17 protein-coding genes are annotated in these 20,972 nt (G+C 40.6%); 5 read left to right on the forward strand and 12 right to left on the reverse strand.

The annotated features are described in order from the left end of the window. Window positions 1-528: 528 nt before the first annotated feature. A complete protein-coding gene (locus CWB62_RS14940) occupies window positions 529-1,386 on the reverse strand; it encodes a tetratricopeptide repeat protein (protein ID WP_058404271.1) in 858 nt (285 codons plus the stop codon). A gap of 112 nt (window positions 1,387-1,498) precedes the next feature. Here CWB62_RS14940 and CWB62_RS14945 point away from each other — a divergent pair, with 112 nt between their 5' ends. Next, complete coding sequence (locus CWB62_RS14945) at window positions 1,499-2,815, forward strand: M20 metallopeptidase family protein (RefSeq protein ID WP_138529724.1); 1,317 nt, start codon at window positions 1,499-1,501, stop codon at window positions 2,813-2,815. 24 nt (window positions 2,816-2,839) lie between these two features. Here the strand turns inward: CWB62_RS14945 and CWB62_RS14950 are convergent, their stop codons facing one another. From CWB62_RS14950 to pomA, 3 genes are all read right to left on the reverse strand, one after another. Then, the gene (locus CWB62_RS14950; RefSeq protein ID WP_138529726.1) at window positions 2,840-4,780 is read right to left on the reverse strand and encodes a DNA topoisomerase III; all 1,941 of its coding nucleotides are present in this window, start codon (window positions 4,778-4,780) and stop codon (window positions 2,840-2,842) included. Window positions 4,781-4,942: 162 nt separating this feature from the next. After that, complete coding sequence (locus tag CWB62_RS14955; RefSeq protein WP_058404268.1) at window positions 4,943-5,863, reverse strand: flagellar motor protein MotB; 921 nt, start codon at window positions 5,861-5,863, stop codon at window positions 4,943-4,945. A 2-nt stretch (window positions 5,864-5,865) separates the two neighbouring features. Continuing rightward, window positions 5,866-6,633, reverse strand: a complete 768-nt coding sequence (gene pomA / locus CWB62_RS14960) for a flagellar motor protein PomA (protein WP_008132143.1) — start codon at window positions 6,631-6,633, stop codon at window positions 5,866-5,868. 285 nt (window positions 6,634-6,918) lie between these two features. Between pomA and CWB62_RS14965 the strand changes: the two genes are divergently transcribed. The 4 genes from CWB62_RS14965 to CWB62_RS14980 all read left to right on the forward strand — a co-directional run bounded on the left by CWB62_RS14965 (window position 6,919) and on the right by CWB62_RS14980 (window position 12,325). Then, window positions 6,919-7,161, forward strand: coding sequence for an exodeoxyribonuclease VII small subunit (locus CWB62_RS14965; protein WP_006794260.1), 243 nt, complete (start codon window positions 6,919-6,921; stop codon window positions 7,159-7,161). Window positions 7,162-7,163: 2 nt separating this feature from the next. Continuing rightward, window positions 7,164-8,051, forward strand: a complete 888-nt coding sequence (ispA, locus tag CWB62_RS14970; RefSeq protein ID WP_138529728.1) for a (2E,6E)-farnesyl diphosphate synthase — start codon at window positions 7,164-7,166, stop codon at window positions 8,049-8,051. Between the two features lie 101 nt (window positions 8,052-8,152). Next, a complete protein-coding gene (dxs, locus tag CWB62_RS14975; RefSeq protein ID WP_138529730.1) occupies window positions 8,153-10,015 on the forward strand; it encodes a 1-deoxy-D-xylulose-5-phosphate synthase in 1,863 nt (620 codons plus the stop codon). Window positions 10,016-10,213: 198 nt separating this feature from the next. After that, entirely contained in the window at window positions 10,214-12,325 is a 2,112-nt protein-coding gene (locus CWB62_RS14980) for a hypothetical protein (protein ID WP_138529818.1), read from the forward strand. A 41-nt stretch (window positions 12,326-12,366) separates the two neighbouring features. Here the strand turns inward: CWB62_RS14980 and CWB62_RS14985 are convergent, their stop codons facing one another. From CWB62_RS14985 to ribD, 8 genes are all read right to left on the reverse strand, one after another. After that, the gene (locus CWB62_RS14985; RefSeq protein ID WP_138529732.1) at window positions 12,367-15,453 is read right to left on the reverse strand and encodes a ligand-binding sensor domain-containing diguanylate cyclase; all 3,087 of its coding nucleotides are present in this window, start codon (window positions 15,451-15,453) and stop codon (window positions 12,367-12,369) included. 36 nt (window positions 15,454-15,489) lie between these two features. Further along, window positions 15,490-15,975, reverse strand: a complete 486-nt coding sequence (locus CWB62_RS14990) for a phosphatidylglycerophosphatase A family protein (RefSeq protein ID WP_006794265.1) — start codon at window positions 15,973-15,975, stop codon at window positions 15,490-15,492. Then, window positions 15,972-16,946 carry a thiamine-phosphate kinase gene (gene thiL, locus CWB62_RS14995; protein WP_138529734.1) on the reverse strand — a complete coding sequence of 325 codons (975 nt, stop codon included), beginning with the start codon at window positions 16,944-16,946 and terminating at the stop codon, window positions 15,972-15,974. The genes CWB62_RS14990 and thiL overlap by 4 nt, the downstream gene beginning before the upstream one ends. Before the next feature lie 84 nt (window positions 16,947-17,030). After that, entirely contained in the window at window positions 17,031-17,441 is a 411-nt protein-coding gene (nusB, locus tag CWB62_RS15000; protein WP_058404262.1) for a transcription antitermination factor NusB, read from the reverse strand. A 15-nt stretch (window positions 17,442-17,456) separates the two neighbouring features. Beyond that, on the reverse strand, window positions 17,457-17,921 hold the full coding sequence (gene ribH / locus CWB62_RS15005; RefSeq protein ID WP_006794268.1) for a 6,7-dimethyl-8-ribityllumazine synthase: 465 nt from the start codon (window positions 17,919-17,921) through the stop codon (window positions 17,457-17,459). Between the two features lie 99 nt (window positions 17,922-18,020). After that, the gene (ribBA, locus tag CWB62_RS15010; protein WP_058551590.1) at window positions 18,021-19,133 is read right to left on the reverse strand and encodes a bifunctional 3,4-dihydroxy-2-butanone-4-phosphate synthase/GTP cyclohydrolase II; all 1,113 of its coding nucleotides are present in this window, start codon (window positions 19,131-19,133) and stop codon (window positions 18,021-18,023) included. Between the two features lie 29 nt (window positions 19,134-19,162). Further along, entirely contained in the window at window positions 19,163-19,816 is a 654-nt protein-coding gene (locus tag CWB62_RS15015) for a riboflavin synthase (RefSeq protein WP_138529736.1), read from the reverse strand. Window positions 19,817-19,829: 13 nt separating this feature from the next. Next, window positions 19,830-20,972: a bifunctional diaminohydroxyphosphoribosylaminopyrimidine deaminase/5-amino-6-(5-phosphoribosylamino)uracil reductase RibD gene (gene ribD, locus CWB62_RS15020; protein WP_138529738.1), complete on the reverse strand. Its 1,143-nt coding sequence runs from the start codon at window positions 20,970-20,972 to the stop codon at window positions 19,830-19,832.

Consider the following 20,972-nt stretch of genomic DNA (forward strand, 5'->3'; position numbering starts at 1 on the left):
CTGTTGGTCACTCAGTTTCAATTGAGACTCTAATTTGTTTGCCTCGTTACTTGCTCAATAAAGAACGAAGTAGTTTGGCTGTTAGAACTCAATCTGTACGAGTGCCCACACAGATGATTGCTTTATATTGTTAAAGAACGCTTGAGTTGCCTTAGCGACTCAAGGGAAACGAATCTTACGCTTTCCTGTATTTTTGTCAACACTTAATTTTAAACTTTATAAAATCTAAACCTAAGTTTTACTCGACTCACTAAGTGGTTTGCTTGGCTCGCTAAGCGTTGCCTGCTCTGCCGTCTCAGTGGGGTCGCATTATAGGGAGCCGCGAATTTAACGCAAGCCTTTTTTTACTAAAAAAGTGATTTAAATTACACCCCAAGTAAACGCACACCCTAAACACAAGTTACCCACAAAACCCTGTGCATAACTTTGCTTTTTCGGCATAAACTCCCTGCTTGCCAATTAATAACTACCAATAAAAAAGCACCTCTTGTAAAGGTGCTTCTATCTAGCCGTACTTAGAATCGGCTTTTAATATAAAATGCTGTATAGCTTTCTACGGTATTTAGCTGCGAGTGCATCTCCATCTGGTAACGAAGCTATAATGGCTAAAAAGCTTGGTTTAGCTTCATTATAATTGAGGTCCTTTTGTAATACGGTAAATAGTAGCTCTAGTGCTTCTTCTTTTCTTCCTGCTTCATTCAATAAAGTACTGAGTTCTTCCTTAAGTTCGAGATCGTTTGGGTACTTATCTACTTGCTGCTGCTTTAGTTGTATCTCTGGTGAGTCTTTTGCATCTAGTGCTGCTTCGCACTTTGATTTGATGTTATTAAAGTATGCATCTTGATCTTGCGAGTCAATTGTTTCTATTAAGGCTTGAGCCTCATCTAATTTGTGAATTTGAATACAAATATCTGCAAGCACTAATTTAATACGTACATTAGTATTATCTATTTCGTATGCTTGCTTTGCATAATTAAACGCTGCATTGAGGTCAGACTTCAATAAAGCCTGTTTAGCTTGCTCTAATAATAAATCCTGTTGAGCGGGTAGATGTTTAGATAAGGCTTCGCGTATTTGTGATTCAGTTTGAGTACCGGCAAGCAAATCTACAGGGGCTGAGTCTTTTAAAAGCACAAGTGTTGGCAATGTTTGTAAGCCAACTTGTTGTGCTAATTGTGAAGCTAACGCTTGCTCTGCATCACAATCTAAATTCGCTATTACTATATGGCTTGTATATTCAGCCGCTATTTTATCTAAAATTGCAGCCTGCCCGATACAATCAGGACTTTGAGGTGAGAAAAAGTTAAGTAATACTAATTTTTGTTGTGATGTTTCTCCAAGGACTTGCTGAAGGTTTTGTGCATTAATACTTACTATATTGCTCATTGAATTGATTGCCATACTGATCTATTTAAGGTTTTATATGGTGATAAACATAATAAATACAAGTCGTATAACTAAATCACTCGGCGTACATAATCAATTAATGAGGCAAATCATGAAACTATCTTACCTTAGCGCTGCGCTTTTATTTGCAGCTCCGCTTCTACAGGCTAAAGGGCTCGACTTAGACCTAAACAAAACAATGCCTAGTATTGAAAAGCTTTACCTTGATTTACATCAATCGCCGGAACTCTCATATAGCGAAAAGAACACAGGTAAAAAAATAGCCGCCAAGCTTAGCAATCTCGGATTCGAGGTTACAGATAATGTAGGTGGATATGGCGTTGTTGGTATTTACAAAAATGGCAATGGCCCAACAGTTATGATACGCACTGATACGGACGGTTTACCTATTACCGAGCAAACAAATAAACCCTACGCTTCAACTGTAAAAGTAATTGACGAGCATGGTGCAAAAGTTGGCGTTATGCATGGTTGTGGTCATGACATTCATATGAGCTCGTTTATAGGTACTGCTGAGCAACTCATTGCACATAAAAGTAAATGGAAGGGTACACTAATGATGGTTGCACAACCTGCAGAAGAGGTTGGAGGCGGAGCTAAAGCAATGCTAAGTGAGGGGTTATTTAGTAAATATGCCAAGCCTGACCACATTATTGCTCTACATGTAAGTGCTAGCGTGCCAGCTGGTAAAGTTACCATGAAAAACGAATATACCATGGCAAGTGTGGATTCCGTTGATATAAATATAAAAGGTAAAGGCGGCCATGGTGCGTATCCTCATACCACTATTGACCCGGTAATCATAGCTGCTCGTACAGTATTGGCTTTGCAAACGATTACAAGTCGCGAGCTTTCTCCTCTTGAACCATCCGTTATAACAGTTGGCTCTATACATGGTGGTTCTAAACATAATGTTATTTCTGATGAGGTGAAACTGCAACTTACACTGCGAAGCTACAACCCAGATGTACGTAATGCGCAAATTGCTGCAATTAAACGAATAACCCGAGGAATTGCTCAAAGTGCAGGCCTTGAAGAATCTGACTATCCTGATGTTGTAGTGCATGAAGATGAATCAATTCCATCGACTTATAATAACCCTGCACAAACTAATATAGTACGAGGTGCTATTAAAAATGCCATAGGCGATACAAACGTACTTGAAACACAAGCAGTAATGGCAGGGGAGGACTTTGGCCTTTATGGCCGTACCGACGAGAACATCCCTATAACATTATTTTGGCTAGGCGGCGTTAATCAACAGCAATACGAAAAAGCAATAAAAAACAACGAAACACTTCCATCATTGCACTCAAGTAAATTTGCACCTGATTATAAAGCGGCGCTTCCTACTGGAATTAAAGCCATGAGTAACGCTGCGGTTGCGTTATTTAATAAAAGTGAATGACTTATAAACCAACAAGCCCTGCGGTTAATTTGTTACAGGGCTTTTTTTGTAGCCTGATTTTTTAAAAGGTGCTTTTTTAGCGCGCTTTGCAAAGCGCTTTTTGGCAGGCGTTTTAGGCAGCTTGGCAAATACCCTGCTGTCACAGTTAGCGGCCTGCTCCACAAAATTAGTAAGATCAGCAAGTAGAGGTTGTAAAAACTGCTGATAACTCAAGGATTGTTGTGCAATATCACCTAGGCTTGACTCCCATTTTGCCGTTAAGTCAGGACTTGCTAAACCTTCAGGCAAAACACTAATTAATGCAAGACCTGTCTCTGTGGCTTTAATTGTTTTGCCTTCACGCTTTAAAAAGCGCCGTTTAAATAACAACTCTATAATGCCTGCTCGAGTAGCTTCAGTACCTAAACCATCGGTCTCTTTTAATATTTTTTTGATATGTGGATCTTTTACATAACGGCTAATCCCCGTCATCGCAGCCAACAATGTTGCATCAGTAAAATGAGCTGGGGGCGAAGTGTGCTTTTCTATTACACTTCCTTGAGTACATGTCAGGTTCATCCCTTTTTCAAGATAAGGCAACGTTGCCTCTTCTTTTAATTCTGATTTACCCATTAACACTTTAAAACCTAAGCTGACTTCTTGTTTAGCGTTGGCTTTAAATAAACCACCAGCAATTGTTACCTCTGCTTTAGTTTCGTTATAAACATAATCTGGGTAAAACTGTATTAAATAATGCCTACATATTAACTGGTATACTTTCGCTTCATCATTTGCCAAGTATGCGCTTTTTAAAAGTTTAGCCGTCGGTACTATAGCGTGGTGAGCAGCCACTTTAGAATCATTAAAACATTTACTCTTATGCTTTACGTTTGCTCCATCGACTAATTCTACTGGCTGTCCTTTGTTCTGTGCTATCGCTTTAAAGATAGCGGCGGCATCTTGGTGATGATCTTTTGGTAAATACCGATTGTCTGAACGAGGATAAGTAATTAATTTGTGACGTTCATATAATCCTTGGCAAATATCAAGCACTTGCTGGGCAGGCATGCCAAATGCTTTAGCTGCATCTATTTGTAGTGCGGATAGGTTATAAGGCAAAGGTGCACTTTGTTTTTTTTGCTTTTGTTCAAGCGCTGTTACCTCTCCTTTTTGATTAGTTATACGCGAAGCCACATTTTCGGCTAATGCTTTATTTAGCACTCGCCCTTCTTCATCTTGATAAGGTTCGCAAGCTTTACTCGGTACCCACTTGGCTGTAAATAGCTGCTGTTCAGGAGTAACTAAACTAGCTAATACCTCATAAAATGGTTTTGATACAAAATTAACTATTTCGTTATCGCGATTAACCACTAACCCTAAAATGGGAGTTTGTACGCGACCAACTGATAGCACATTGCCAAACCCTGCTTTTTGCCCAGCTAACGTATAAGCCCGAGTGAGATTCATCCCAAATAGCCAGTCGGCTCGTGAACGTGCAAGCGCTGATACACTCAATGGGATAAACTCTCTATTAGAGCGCATGCTACTAAGTGATTTTTTAACTGCCACTAAGTTTAAATCACTTATAAGTAGACGCTGAATACTTTGCTTTTTAGTTTTACTTATTTTGGCTTGTTCTATCACTTCATCTACAAGTAATTGCCCTTCACGATCGGGATCACCGGCATGTATAAGTGTTGTAGCCTGTTTAATTAACTTTTTTAAGACGCTAAGCTGCTTGCGAGTTTTTGTTTTAGCCTTTAACTGCCATTGTCCCGGTATTATCGGGAGATGTTCTAATTGCCATTTTTTATAGCGCTCATCGTAATCATCAGGCTCAGCTTGTTCTAACAAATGACCAATACACCACGAAACACAATCACCATTAGCGACCTCAATGTAACCATCGTGTTTTTTGTGTGGTTTTGGAAGTGCATCAGCGATTGCACGTCCAAGTGAAGGTTTTTCTGCAATGTAGAGTTTCATACACTCGCCTACAACTGGTTATATAAACAGTAGTCTAGCATAGCAATTTCAAAGAGGGAGAGTTTTTAATGAATTGTCTGCATTAATGAGTATCAAGTGGTAGTGACTCGTAAAGCTTATAAGCTGGGCTGCTAATTAAGCCCAGCTTTATAATTAAAAGAGTTATCTTACATCAATAGGATCAGATTCTTTTGCCTTGCCTTGTAATATAGATATTTCAACTCGGCGATTACGGCGTCTGTCTTCATTGGTATCGTTAGGAACTAGCGGCCTTGTTTCCGCACGGCCAACGACCATCATTCGTGTTTTATCAAATCCTTGAACTGTTTGTAATTCGCTGGCAACAGCCACTGCGCGCTTAGATGACAAATCCCAGTTATTAACGTATAACTCATTCGATACCTGGAAATCATCTGTATGCCCTGAAACAGTAATTTCCCCTGGCACGTCTTTTAAAAGCACACCAATATCCTGAATAATGGGTTTAAACTTAGGCTGTAAAAAAGCACTGCCCGAAGGAAACGAACCATTCTCACGAATACGAATAATAATTTGCTGGCCCAAAGACTCAAGCTCTATTGCACCATCTATTATTTGCTTCTCTAACTGCTGCGCTATTTTTTTAACGAGTTCATTTGTTTGCTCTTGATCTGCTGCAGATGTTGCTTGTTCAGATGATTGTTCTTGCGATGTACTTCGAGACTCACCACCGCGCTTATCACCCCGCTGCTCTTGTCTACCGCCAGCAGAACTTTCATCACCGGCCTGAAACTCTAGCATTTGCTGGGTCATTTCAACGGTTTGCTGCTGAATGGTTTCTATTGGTGTAGGTTCTGGTTTACCTGGGGTGAATTCCATGGCGATAACTGATGTCCCTTTTGGGATATCTTTAACTTCAATTTTATTTTGTACACCAAAAGCAAACTTCATAGAGCCTGCTATTTGTTTAAATTTAAGTACATCCATTTCTGAGAATGCCAATAATAGTACAAAAAAGCACATCAACAACGACATTAAATCAGCAAATGTTCCCATCCACGCAGGCAAACCTGGGGGGGGACATTTGCACTCTTCATCAGACATGGCTACTCCTCGGTATCAACTTTACGTTTAGACTCAGCTAAGTAATTTTTCAAAATACCTTCTATCACTTTCGGATTTTGACCATCTTGAATCCCTAAAATAGCATCAAGAATTAAACGCTGATTCATTGCCTCTTCGTCTTTACGCAGCTCGAGTTTTACCTGAATTGGAATTGCTACAACGTTTGCTAAAAATGCACCATACAGAGTGGTCAATAGTGCCACGGCCATTGCAGGCCCGATAGCTTTAGGGTCGTCCATGTTTGATAACATGGCAACTAGGCCTATCAATGTACCAATCATCCCCATTGCTGGAGCTATATCGGCAAGTGCTTTAAATAAGCCAGCACCGAGCTCATGACGGGTGGTGGTTAGGGAAATATCTTTTTGAAGTGTGGCGCGCACAACGTCAGCGTCATGCCCATCAACAAGCATGTCAACGCCTTTACGCATAAATGGATTTGGAATTTCAGCTTCTTCGAGTGCTAAAAACCCCCCTTTACGAGCAGAATCTGCAAGCTCTACTGCTTTTTCAATTAACTCTTCAGGCGATTCAATTTTAAACATGAATGCCTTACCAACCACTTTACCTATCCCTAAAAATTGAGACATAGTGAAGTTTGATAAAACAATAAATAGCGAGCCACCAAATACAATTACACTTGAAGGTGCATCGGCAAACATGCCCATTTCACCGCTACTACTCATAAACATAGACATGACGATTAAGCCAATTGCGCCTAGGATCCCTATTATGGTTGCTAAATCCACATTTCCTCCAGAGATTTCATGTTTAAATGCCTTATCATAAACTTTTTATTATTAACTGCTTATCGGCAACATATTGAATTGCTTAAGTCGTTTTTGTAAATAAACATATAAAGTTATATTTATTATTTTATATCAAGTTAGGCACACAGCCTAATTATCGAGTTTTCTTGATAAATAGCACGCCATTAATCGCCCTAAATGTAAAAAACTCATATCATCCTTTGACCTAGTTTAGCATTCCCCCTAAAATTGGCTCCTAAATTTATTATGTAAGCTAAAATAAAGATGGCGACTAAAAAACCTGAAAACTTAAGTTTCGAAAAAGCACTAGAAGAATTATCAACAATTGTTAGTGAAATGGAACAAGGTGATTTATCGCTTGAACAATCATTGAAGCAGTTCGAGCGTGGTATCGCACTCGCTGGAGCGTCATCTGAAAAACTACAGCAAGCAGAACAAAAAGTATCTATTTTAATGGGCAATAGCGAAAAGTCAGCACTTACAAACTTTAATAACGATATGGAATAGTTGTGAGCATAAAAGACTATATTGAACGTGTTCAGATAGATGTAGCCACTACACTCAACCGCTACTTTGAACAGCCGCTCGATAGCGATAAAACCATAAAAGAAGCCACTCATTACAGCTTATTTAACGGTGGTAAAAGGCTACGCCCTTTTTTGGTTTACGCTGTTGGTGAAATGCTCGGTGCTAAAAAAAGTGACTTAGACATTTTAGCTGCAGCCATAGAGTGCATTCACAGTTACTCCTTAGTACATGACGATCTGCCCGCTATGGATGATGATGATTTACGCCGCGGCTACCCTACTTGTCATATTGTGTATGGCGAAGCACAAGCTATTTTAGCCGGTGATGCATTGCAAACTCTCGCCTTTGAACTTATAGCCACACACAACTTTAATTGCTCAGCGCAATCGCAAGTAAAAATGATTGCTGCTCTTGCACATGCATCAGGTATTGAAGGTATGGTTGCGGGGCAAGGCTTAGACATTGCCGCAACTGACACAGTTGTTTCGGTACAAGAACTTGAACGCATCCACAAGTTAAAAACCGGTGCACTAATTAACTGTGCTATAACATTAGGTGCGCTGTGCAGTGAAAACGCAGATGAACAAACTTTAGATAACTTGAGTATTTTTGGGTATGCTATAGGGTTGGCATTTCAAGTACACGACGATATTTTAGACGTGGAAGGTGACACCAATATATTAGGTAAACCACAAGGCTCAGATATAGAAGCGAATAAAGCGACATATCCAGCGTTATTAGGTATGCTAGGCGCTAAAGAAAAGGCGCAAAATTTAATAACACAAGCCCACGAAGCGTTAGCACTTATGGATGCAGATACAACGCTTCTTGCGTCGCTAGCAAATTACCTTATTGAACGTGACCATTAGTCGCAGCTTAAGCGTATTGCAAATAGCACTGACATTATTACTTAACATTCGTTATTCATTCCTAGTTGAAAACGAATGTGCTCGAAGGATATAAAAAAACCATGACACTTGATAGTAGCAAGTATCCATTACTTAACTTGGTTGACAAACCAGCTCAATTACGAGACTTAGCGCAGAATAAACTTCCCGAGTTTAGCAATGAACTACGTGAGTATTTACTTAACTCTGTATCGCAAAGTAGCGGTCATTTAGCGTCTGGTTTAGGCACGGTTGAGCTTACAGTTGCACTTCATTACGTGTATAACACACCAGAAGATCGTGTAGTATGGGATGTTGGGCATCAAGCCTATCCGCATAAAATCTTAACGGGTCGGCGTGATTTAATGCACACCATTCGTCAAAAAAATGGCCTTCACCCATTCCCGTTTAGAGATGAAAGTGACTACGACACATTTAGCGTTGGTCATTCAAGCACTTCAATTTCTGCAGCATTAGGCATGTCAATTGCGGCGCAAAAAGAAGGCGCTGGCCGCAAAACTGTCGCTGTTATTGGTGATGGCGCTATTACTGCGGGCATGGCGTTTGAAGCAATGAATCACTTAGGTGATGTAAAATCAGACATGCTTATTATTTTAAATGATAATGAAATGTCGATTTCTGAAAACGTTGGCGCATTAACCAATCATTTTGCACGTATTTTATCTGGTAGCTTTTACACCAATATTCGCGAAGGGAGTAAAAAACTACTGTCTGGCGTACCGCCTGTTAAAGAGCTTGCCAGCAGAATGGAAGAGCACCTTAAAGGCATGGTTATACCAGGTACGTTTTTTGAAGAACTTGGCTTAAATTATATTGGCCCAATTGATGGGCACGATGTAAACATGCTGGTTGATACATTACGTAATATGCGTAATTTAAAAGGCCCACAACTTCTTCATATAAAAACGCAAAAAGGTAAAGGTTACAAGCCAGCTGAAGCAGATCCAATTGGCTATCACGGCGTACCTAAATTTGACCCCAGCACATCAAGTCTACCAAAATCAAAACCAGGCGCGCCTACTTTTTCAAAAGTATTTGGCGACTGGTTATGCGACATGGCAGAGCAAGACGACAAATTAATGGCTATTACACCGGCTATGCGTGAAGGTTCGGGCATGGTGCGCTTTTCAAAAGAGCATGCTGATAAGTATTTTGACGTAGCAATTGCTGAACAACATGCCGTCACCCTAGCTGCGGGGTTTGCTTGTGAAGGCTTAAAGCCTGTTGTTGCTATATATTCCAGCTTTTTACAACGCGCGTACGATCAATTAATTCACGATGTTGCATTGCAAAACTTACCCGTATTATTTGCCATAGACCGAGCAGGTATTGTGGGTGCCGATGGCGAAACACATCAAGGCGCATACGACCTAAGTTTTATGCGTTGTATTCCTAATATGGTTATTATGGCACCTAGCGATACTAACGAATGCCGCCAAATGTTATACACCGGTTACAAAGCTAATTGTCCGGTTGCTGTTCGTTACCCTCGCGGAAGTGCAGGTACGGCAGAGATTCAAAGCGATATGCAACTTTTCGAAATTGGTAAAGCAAATACAGTAAAACAAGGTTCAAAAATTGCCATTTTGTCATTTGGAACATTACTTGAAAATGCACAACTTGCTGCAACTGAACTTAATGCAACACTTGTTAATATGCGCTTTATAAAGCCGCTTGATACTTCACTGCTAAACGACATTATTAAAAATCACGATACCATAGTTACTCTTGAAGATAATGCCATTGCCGGAGGCGCAGGCTCTGCGGTTAACGAATACTTAGCTAGCCAACAGGCCAATGTTAAAATACTTAACTTAGGTATTCCTGATGAGTTTATTAAGCACGGCACGCAAGACGAAATGCACGATGAAATGGGCTTAGGCCAGCAAGGTATTTTAAGTTCAATTAGGTCATTTACCGCTTAGTTAATTATTCTAATTGTTTAAAGAAAGGAGCCTATTGGCTCCTTTTTCGTTTTTATTATTATTTTTTGCATCCAATTTAACTTTTTAACCGTTATTGCAGTGAGGTTAACATGTAAATAATCAGTGCTGCTTAGTATACGCTTTACAAGCAAGCCTTTATTTACCTAAATTTGATGGAATATTTAAAAGGTAAAAATGATGAATAACGTTAATTTAACAACTTACTCTGCACAAAAAAACACATTGAAACAAAAACTTAGTTTTTCAGCTTTAACACTTGCAGTATTAATCGGCATTACAGGTTGTAGCTCAGACGATGGTAAAAACGGCGTAGATGGTATTGCAGGCACTGATGGACAAAATGGTTCCGACGGTAAAAATGGCAACCCAGGTTTTGCAGCTGCAACATTTATTTTGGCTAACAATGGAGAAACCAACGCGGGTACCATTGACTTAATTAACCAAAGTGCTTCTAAATTAAAAACCTTTAATACAACAGCTAACGAAGGCGTCGCTTTTGATAGCCTAGGTAACTTATTACAAGCAAGCGACAATGAAAATGGCAGTATTAAAACTATCTGTCAGCTTGCTAACCGTGCTGACGGCGCCAGCTATGCTGCAAATACAGATCGCGAAATAACAGGTGCTAACACAACGCTAGTAAACCCTAAGGGAATTGCTACAGCACAAAAGAGTGGTCTTATTTTTATTGCTGACTTTGGCGCAATGCAGGTAACGACTTTTGGTGCTACAGCAGCCGGCAATGCAGCTCCTTTAGGTATAACCATTACAGAGGCTGCACCATGGGATGTTGATTATGATGAAACTAATGACCGCCTTTATGTAGCACTTACAAATGGTGATGTAGCCGTTTACGATAATTTTGTTAATAGTGAATTTGCCGCAATGCCAAGCCGCACAATTACCCCTGCCAATAATGATGGTACGCAAATATCTGTAAATATCCACGGTATTGTTTATGACCCAAGTACTAATAAACTTGTTTTGTCTGATGTAGGTAGTGCCTCAGATGCAACCGATGGATCGTTATTTGTAATCAATAATGCATCAACCGCAGAGGGTTTAGTAAGCGTTGCACGAAGTATTGCCGGCCCAGCAACAATGCTTGGTAACCCCGTTGATATTAGCCTTGAAGGTAGTGATTTGCGTGTAGCCGAAAAATCAAATGACGCTGTTCTTGTCTTTAGCAATATATTTTCAGGTGAAAGCGGCGATATTACTCCTGATTTAGTCACCTCAACGATTAAACCTGAGTCAATTACTAAACTGGGCATGCCAAATGAGAGGGCTGACATTTCAGATAGTGATACTGCTAATATGGGGCTTTTAGGGGTCGCTGTAAGCAGTAACCCAGGTACTGCAGGTGAAACAACTGGGCAAATTAGTCGATTAAGTTCACAACTTAATACTGAAATTGGCAATTATAACGCGAGTCAAACTATAGAAAGCACGACCTTCGACAAAGCGGGAAACAGTTATACAACGTTCGATAACAGTGCAACTTCTATTGGTGGTATTATTATTTCAAATAAAGTAGCAATAAACCGAGATGGACAAACGTATAATACAAGCCAAGATAGTATTATTACTGGAGCGAACACAGGCCTTATATCTCCTAAAGGTCTTGATGTTGCTTCTGATAGCGGTATGATTTTAGTTGCAGAAAATAATGCAGATACGCCGAGCATTTCAATATTTTCAACGTGTACTACAGGGGATGCGTCCCCTTTGATGACACTTACTTTTGCAAACGGCGCTCGCCCTTGGGATGTTGATTACGATGCAAGCACTGACCGTGCTTTTGTAGCACTAACAAATGGAACCGTTGCTGTATTCGACGAAGTCAAAAGCAAGCTAATGGCTGGTAATACTAATATTGCCGTTGAAGATAGGCTTATAACACCTGCAAATGCTGGAGCCGCAATAGAAGCGCCAAGCAATATACATGGCATCGACTACGACTCGCTAAGCGGCTCGTTAATTCTCTCTGATGTTGGTAGCGCAGCAATTGCCGATGATGGCAAAATATACGTGTTGAATAACGTAGCAATGGCGTCGGGTTTGGTAAACATAAGCACCACTATTAGCGGTCCAAATACCCTACTGGGCAACCCTGTCGATATTATGTATACCGGGACAGATTTATACGTAGCTGAAAAATCAAATAATGTGGTTATGCGTTTTAACAATATTTTAAGCAGTGCCGGAGGCGACGTTAGCGCCGATGCAAGCACTGCATTTACAGCACCTGAGTCAGTGGCAATATTACCAGCTTGGCTTAATCAATAGAGTTAACCTCACCATACCTGATCAACAATGTTGGTCAGGTATTATCGCATCCACACTTTTATATCGGCTAAACCATTTCGCTGTAGCATACTCAGCTGCTGCTCTACATTAGAGTTTTGCTCAAATTCAAATGCATCTAGCTGCTCGTCAAAAGTAATATGGGCTACGCCATCACCACCGCGCTTTTTAACTTGATGAAGTGAAATATCAGCTAAATTAATAGAGGTTTCCCAACCAATTACCTGGCCACCGAGTAATGGTAATGGATAGAAAGACCACCCAATTGAGGCTGTTATATTTGTCATATTACCGTTAGGTAGTTGGAATGAATACTCTGCAATCGCTTTACAAAGTTCTGACGCGTAACTGTCTATTTTATTGCATTTAAAGTCACGTAATAGTAGTAAAAATTCATCACCACTCCAACGCGCTACATAATCAGAGCCTTGGGTACGCGAGTTTAGTAGAGCTGCCATTTGCTGCAAGCAGCTATCACCTGCAATTGGACCAAAGGCATCATTTATACGGCTAAAGTTATCAAAATTTATTATTACAAGCACCAGTGATTTACCCTGCGCCTGCAATGATTGCGAATTACGTTGAAAGTGTTCAATGTCTTTTGGTAGCTGATCAAACAAAAAGCGACGGCTACGCAAGCCTGTTAGCTCATCTGAGTGACTAACGAGCTTAAGCTGTGAATTAACTTGCCCTAATTTATCATTTGCTTGGCGCAGCTCTAAAGTCCGCTCTGTAATTAAACCTTCAAGCACTTTTTGTTTTCTGCGCTCTTGCGCCTTAAGCACCCAAAATACTAAATAAAGGAGTAAAATAAAGCCACTTGTGATCAGCAACCTAAAATAAATTGTTTCATCAAAACGCTCAGGCACAATAAAGCCATACTCTACATTTTGTGCCTTTGACCAATCTTCCCCTTGGCGTTTTGCTTCTAACTGAAACAGAAATGCCCCTGCAGGTAAGTTAGTATAAATAGCCTCACGACGAGTATTTGCATATCGCCAATCACTATCTAAGCCACTTAGTTTATATCTAAACTCAATACTATTTGGCGCGTAGTAATCGATAGCCGTATAAGTAAGCGTTATATCTCGTTCGTCGGTTTCAAGAGTTGGCTTATTACCCAACGCTGCTGTTGTGAGGCTTCGCTCAGGTGTGTTAATTGTTTCAATGGTCGGCTTTAACGACAGTACACCAAACAACTCTACGTTTTTAGGTATTTCTACAACACCCTGCAAGCTTGGATACCACATTGAGTTACCCATACTGACTACCGCATCATGACCCAATCCACTACAACATTGGTTTGCTTTGCCATCAAGCTGTCGGTCGAATGACGAAATCACCTCTTCTACTTTTAAGCTTTGAATATCTGTTTTAAACTGCCCTGCTGGCATTCTGTAAACCCCTTTCATGGTGCTTACCCAAACATTATTTAATTTTTCGTCGTATTCTAAGCTAAATATAGAACCATACGGCAAGCCATTTGCCGCATCAAGCTGTCGCCATTGACCCTGCGCGCTGCGGTAAAACAATCCATCATTAAGTGAACCAATTAAAATACCCACGCCATCAATATGCAAAACACTGGTGATATATGCACTTTCAAGCGAAGTTTGATCCCCTACTTTTTCAATACCACGGTCAGTAAAATAATAAGCGCCTTTACTCGTCCCAATAACACCAAAGTTTTCTTTGTCCAACACGTAAGTTATAAATTTACTGCCTAAAAACGCGTTGTAAGCAAAAGGAGTTAAACCTGCAAAATTAAGCCTATATAAACCTCGGCCTGTGCCTATCCAAAACCCGCCTTTACTTGAACGACTAATTGCAAACACAGGGTTATCACGCAGTGCACGCCCGGGTACAGTAAACAGTGTGTCGTTCTCGTAAACGAATAAACCTCGCCCTGTGGCAATGTATAAGCGGTCGCCATCAAACTGCAAATCATGTACTGAAGCACGGCCATATTGGCTGCTTGGAATTAAATTAATATAACTTTTATTTAAATCAAAATAACCAACACCACTTTTATTGGCCACCCATAACTTGCCATCGGGCGCTTGGCTAAGCGCCATAACAGCTTCGGTCATTTTTGAAACCGCCGCGTGTCTTTCGACCCGCCCTTCGTGAGCAAGCCATAGGCCTTCACTAAAACTGGCTAACCAAATATTATTTTTATCATCTCTAAAAATATCAGCAAACCAAATACTTTGATCTAACTGGCTAGGCTCTACCCATTGCCATTGACTCGCTTTATCTCTAAACAATAAACGCCCGTATGTAGAAATCCATAAGCCGCCATCGCTGTCACTCATAAATTTGTATACTGCAGAATTGTTCGCATTAGGTAATGGGAAAGGCCTTAGCTCATCGTCTAAATCTAAAAAATAAGCGCCAAGCTCTGATGCTAAATATAAATTACCATTTAAAAAAGCAAGATCATGAACAATAGTTTGAGCTAAACGCTCGGGCAAAGAAATTTTTGCAGTCAGCTCTAAACGCAGCTTAGCAAAATCAGAGGAGTTTTTAGTTAAGCGTAATAAGTGACGATCATTAACAAGCCAAATGCCTTCCGGCGAAAGTGCCATTTGGCTCACTGAGCCCACTATTTGAGTTATAACGGTTGCATTTGCTGTAGACAAAGTCCCACTGTATTGACCACGTAAATTAACTTGGCCACGGTCAACATAATATAACCCATTGGCGGCAATCCACGTGCCCCCTTTAGAATCTTCTAAAATATCTCTAACAGGGCCTTTAATATTAAATGCTTGTGCTGAAAAAGTAGCTGGGTTTATTACAACTAACCCACTTTTGGTACCCACCCACAGCAATCCGTTCGAATCGATTAAAAGCTTATTAATGCCATTACTCGGTAAAAAAGAACTATTTTGGGTGTTGTAGTTTGTGAACGTATTACCATCGAAGCGGCTTAACCCAAACTGCGTTCCAAGCCATATGTAGCCTTGCTGATCTTGCACTACGCTTTTTAGCGATTGCGATGGCAAACCATCTTTAATATTCCATTGTTTAACGACATAATCCGTAATCGAAGCCCCACTTGGCATTGCGCACAACATAAGTACACACACCAGTAAAAATCGCATCATACGCTGCCACCTAGTTAAACTAATTAAATATAAACATTAAAACGGTAGTAAACCTGCTTTTATTAATGCTTGCAAACAAATCAATGAAAAAATACCCGCTAGCACGTCATCTGCCATAATACCAAAACCACCATGCACGCGCTTATCAAGCATTCGAATAGGGCCCGGTTTTGCTATATCAAAAAAGCGGAATAGTAAAAAGCCAACTAATAAAGTTTGCCAATTCAATGCTGCACCTATCATGGTGATGTAGTAGCCAGCGACTTCATCCCATACAATAGCGGGATGATCATGCACACCCAAATCGTCGGCTGTTTTACCACATGCCCATATACCAAACACACTGATCACAACAGCAAACACTATTTGCAACCATATTGGATAATGCATAGTTATAAATATAAATGGCAACGCAGCAAACGTACCAAATGTGCCTGGTGCTTTAGGGGCAAGACCAGTACCAAACCCTAATCCAAAAAACTGGTGCGGGCGTTTTAAATTAAATAATCGGTTTTTATTCAAACCTGCTCCTTTGTAAAATGTTCAAAGCCATGCTGCTCAAAGCTAAACATTTCACCATTGTGTAAAAGCTCAATCTTACCGTCTCCACTTTTTATTTGCCCAATGCAAGTAATATCAACACCATACTGGTTTAACTTTAAATCAAGCATACCTTTGTTGTTATCTGGAACAGTAAAAATTAATTCGTAGTCATCGCCGTAACCCAAAATAAACGGTAACTGCTTATTAAAATCAAGGCTTGCTTTCATTGCCTCTGAGGTAGGGATACTTTCAATATTTATTTCTGCATTAACTTGCGACATTTCAAGAATATGTGTTAAATCAGCAAGTAAGCCATCTGATACATCAATCGCTGATGTTGCTAGTCCTCTAAGCACTTGCCCAGCAGCCACTCGCGGGGTTGGGTAATCAAAACGCTTATTCAGGTACTCTAAATGTGTTGGGGTTATATTAAAGTCTTGCTTACGGGATTCAATAGCAAGCCCAGCATCCCCTAAAGGACCTGTAACATAGATCCAATCACCTACCTTTGCACCACTTCTTCGTAACGCCTTACCTTCAGGCACGGTACCTTTTGCACAAATAGTAATGGTAAGTGGTCCCTGCGTGGTATCACCCCCAATAATTTGTACATTAAAGTATTCTGCAATTTCATGCATGCCTTCAGTAAACTCTGCAATCCACTGTGAATCTATAGTTGGTAATGTTAATGCAACAGATACCCACGTAGGCTCTGCCCCCATTGCGGCTAAATCACTGAGGTTTACAGCGAGTGCCCTATGCCCTAAAGCGCGAGGAGAAATATCTTCAAAAAAGTGCACGCCCTCTACTAACGTATCAGTTGTGACTGCAAGTTGGCAGTTTTGTGGAACAGTGACAAGCGCGCAATCATCACCTATGCCTAGGTTAACATCACGACGAGAAATACCGCGACCTTTAAAGTAGCGGTTAATTAATTCAAATTCCTTCATACACAAAAAAGCCGACCTATGCCGGCTCTCCTTTTAACGGTTATATAAAGTAATCTTCTGATTATTTAACCAGAGAAAGTACTACTACTTGCGTAAATGCTTTACCGCTTTATCAAGTACACCGTTTACAAATTTATGGCTGTCTTCTGCGCCAAATATTTTGGCCAGCTCAATACCTTCGTTGATAGCAACTTTATAAGGTACATCTTCACGAAACTTAAGTTCGTAGCTGCTTAAACGTAAAATTGCTCGCTCAACCATATCTAAGTCATCAAACGGACGTGTTAAATGAGGTGATACCGCTTCATCAAGTTGCTTATAATTAACAGCCACACCTGAGGCTAAATCTTTAAAGTATTCAACATCAATTTTGGTAACGTCGTTCTCGATCAACATTTGTTGTTCGATATCGGCAATTGCATTGCCGCTTAATTGCCAAGAATAAACGGCTTGAAGTGCTAAGATACGTGCTTTACGTCTTGCTGCTGGTTTCACAAAAATTCCTTAAACTTAAATTTTATCTAACACATTAACCATTTCAAGCGCACCTAAAGCAGCTTCGCCGCCTTTATTACCCATTTTGGTGCCTGCACGCTCAATAGCTTGCTCGATGCTTTCAGTAGTTAATACGCCAAATGCAACCGGTATATCATACTCTAGTGATACTTGCGCAAGACCTTTGTTTGATTCGCCAGCAACTAGGTCAAAGTGTGGTGTACCACCTCTGATCACTACGCCTAAAGCGATGATTGCATCATACTCTTTTTTTGCCGCAACGCGTTTTGCCGCTAAAGGTAATTCAACTGCACCCGGTACATAAATAACAGTAATATCGTCATCAGATACACCACCAGTACGTTTTAGCTCATCAACAGCGCCTTCAAGCAGGCTACTACCAATAAAGTCATTAAAACGAGAGATGACAATGGCAAATTTTTTGCCCGGAGCGTACTTATTACCTTCAATAATTTTCATTCGATAACCCTAAAAATAAGTTCAAGCGGTTGCGATTGCGCAAAAATTGCTGCGCATCATACCATAATAATAATGAAATAGCCTAGTTTAAGCGTTTGCCTATTGTGGCTCAATGTAATCAACAACTTCTAAGTGAAACCCCGAAAGTGCATGGTATTTTTTTGGTCTGCTCATTAAGCGCATTTGCTCTATACCTAAGTCTGCAAGAATTTGTGAGCCTACACCAACGGTACGAGATGTTCCTTGAAATTTACGCGGTGTAACATTTTCACCCGCGTCTGCAGCTGCAAATGCTTTTACTGTTGCTTCAAGCTCTTCAGTACTTTCCTGCTTACCCAAAATAACGAGCACACCCTCGTTTTTAGCAATGTATGCCATTGCATCAGATAAGCCCCAGCTTCTATCCGCACTTCGATCAGAAAGTAAGATATCGTTAAACGTACTTTGCAAATGCACACGTACCAACGTTGGTTCTTGCGCTTTAATTTCACCTTTGAGTAGTACGTAATGTAACTGACCGTCGATCGTATCTTTATAAGTTACTAAATCAAACTCACCATGCTCTGTCGGTAATTTACATTTAGCTACTTTTTCAATTGTGGTTTCGTTTAAATTACGGTATTCAATTAAATCAGCAATAGTGCCTATTTTTATATCGTGCTCTTTGGCAAAAATTTCTAAATCAGGGCGACGCGCCATAGTGCCATCTGCATTTAAAATTTCAACAATAACAGAAGACGCTTCAAGGCCCGCTAATCGCGCTAAATCACACCCTGCTTCTGTATGACCTGCGCGTGTTAACACCCCGCCTGGCTGCGCCATAATTGGGAAAATATGACCCGGCTGTACTATATCGCCAGGGACAGCACCTTTAGCAATTGCAGCTTGTACTGTGCGTGCTCTATCTGCTGCAGATATACCTGTAGTTACGCCTTTTGACGCTTCTATCGACATTGTAAAGTTAGTTGAAAACGCAGCACCGTTATTTTTAACCATTAGAGGCAAATCAAGTTGTTCACAACGCTCTTGTGTCATCGTTAAACAAATTAAACCGCGGCCATGAGTGGCCATAAAATTAATTGCCTCTGCACTGATATGCTCGGCAGCAATGATTAAATCACCTTCATTCTCTCTGTCTTCGTCGTCCATTAAAATGACCATTTTACCGGCTTTAATGTCGTCTATAATTTCTTGTGCGCTGTGTAAATTCATAAATTCGCTCGTGTAAGTTGTCAGTTTCGTTATTTAATAAAGCCCGCTTTTGCGAGTAAGCTCATCGATATATCTGCGCCGGTTGGCTGCTCAGCACCTTTAATAAGACGCTCTAAATAACGTGCAATTTGATCGACCTCTAAATTAACTTGGGTGCCTACTTTAAAGTCGGCAATCGTTGTTTGACCACTGGTGTGCGGCACAATTGTTAATTTAAATTTATTACCCTCTACAGCGTTAACTGTCAGGCTTATGCCATCAATACATACCGATCCTTTGTAAGGTATGTATTTCATTAAACTTTCATCGGTTGTAAGCCAATATTCAGTCGCTCTCGCATTTGGTGTAATTGCAGCAATGGTTGCAATACCATCAACATGACCAGACACTAAATGCCCACCTAAACGCGAAACCGGCTGCATGGCTTTTTCAAGGTTAACCGTTTGCCCTATTGAATAATGCGCAAAACCAGTTAAATGAATTGTTTCGTTAGATAAATCAGCACTAAAGCCATCAATATGTTTATAAACTACGGTTAAACATACACCATTTGTTGCAATACTATCGCCCAGCTTCACGTCACTCATATCAAGGTCGGCGCTTTGAATGCGAATGGCTAAGTCGCCTTGTTTTTTTTGTAATAAAGCAATTTTGCCTGTGGCTTCTATTATCCCAGTAAACATAGCGCTACTCTTCTTAGTTAAGTGATTTTAATGAGTGCTTTTTTAACGCATTGATACGCAAATCGTCACCAACACGCACACACTCATTAAAGGATAAATCGATAGTATCTTGCATACTCGTCAATTCAGGGAAGTTTACTAAACTTTTAGCATCATAACCCATCAGTTTTGGTGCGATATAAAAAACATACTCGTCAATTAAATCGAGCTCGGTCATTTTCCCCGCAAGAGTTGCCCCAGCCTCAAGCCATATATTATTAAACTGATGCTTAGCGAGTGTTTGTAATACATCGGTTAAATCAACCTTACCCTGTTGCTCACGCACCGCTATGTGCTTAACAAAATGCGGCCACAGAGTCGATTTATCAACCTCGGTGGTAAAAATTATTACTGGGTGCGCTATTTTAAATAGCGCAAGGTTGGGTGTTAACCTATTTTGCGAGTCTATTATAACACGCACTGGCTGGCGAAGCGGTAAGTTGGTCGGTAATGAATACGGTAATTCGCTTTGCCGAACATTGAGTTTTGCATCATCAACAAGAACCGTATCGGCCCCCGTTAAAATGGCACAGCTTTGAGCGCGGTATAGCTGCACATCTTTTCGTGCAGCAGGGCCTGTGATCCACTTACTTTTTCCATTTTTTAGCGCTGTTTTACCGTCTATACTGGCTGCTAATTTGCAGGTTACGTAAGGAAGCCCTTGTTCCATTCGCTTAAAAAAACCAAGATTTAATGCGCGAGCCTGCTGTTCAAGCAATCCATAAGCGACTTCTATTCCAGCATCGCTCAGTATTTTAAGGCCTTTGCCTGCCACTTCTGGGTTGGTATCAACCATGGCAGCAATCACCTTTTTAATACCCGCAGCCTTGAGCCCTTCTGCACAGGGCGGCGTGCGCCCATAATGACTACAAGGTTCAAGTGTTACATAGGCGGTTGCACCCTTTGCTTTTTCACCGGCCACAGCAAGGGCATTTACCTCGGCATGCCCTTGCCCTGCTAATTGATGAAACCCTTCACCAATTATTTGATTATCTTTTACAAGTACACAGCCAACATTAGGATTAGGCGTTGTGGTAAATCGTCCTTTTTTAGCAAGCTCAATAGCACGCGCCATATATAGTTTATCATGCTCAGTAAATACGACTTGGCTGCTCAC

The sequence above is a fragment of the Pseudoalteromonas sp. S408 genome, assembly GCF_005886645.1.
In the GTDB taxonomy this organism is placed as follows: Bacteria; Pseudomonadota; Gammaproteobacteria; order Enterobacterales; family Alteromonadaceae; genus Pseudoalteromonas.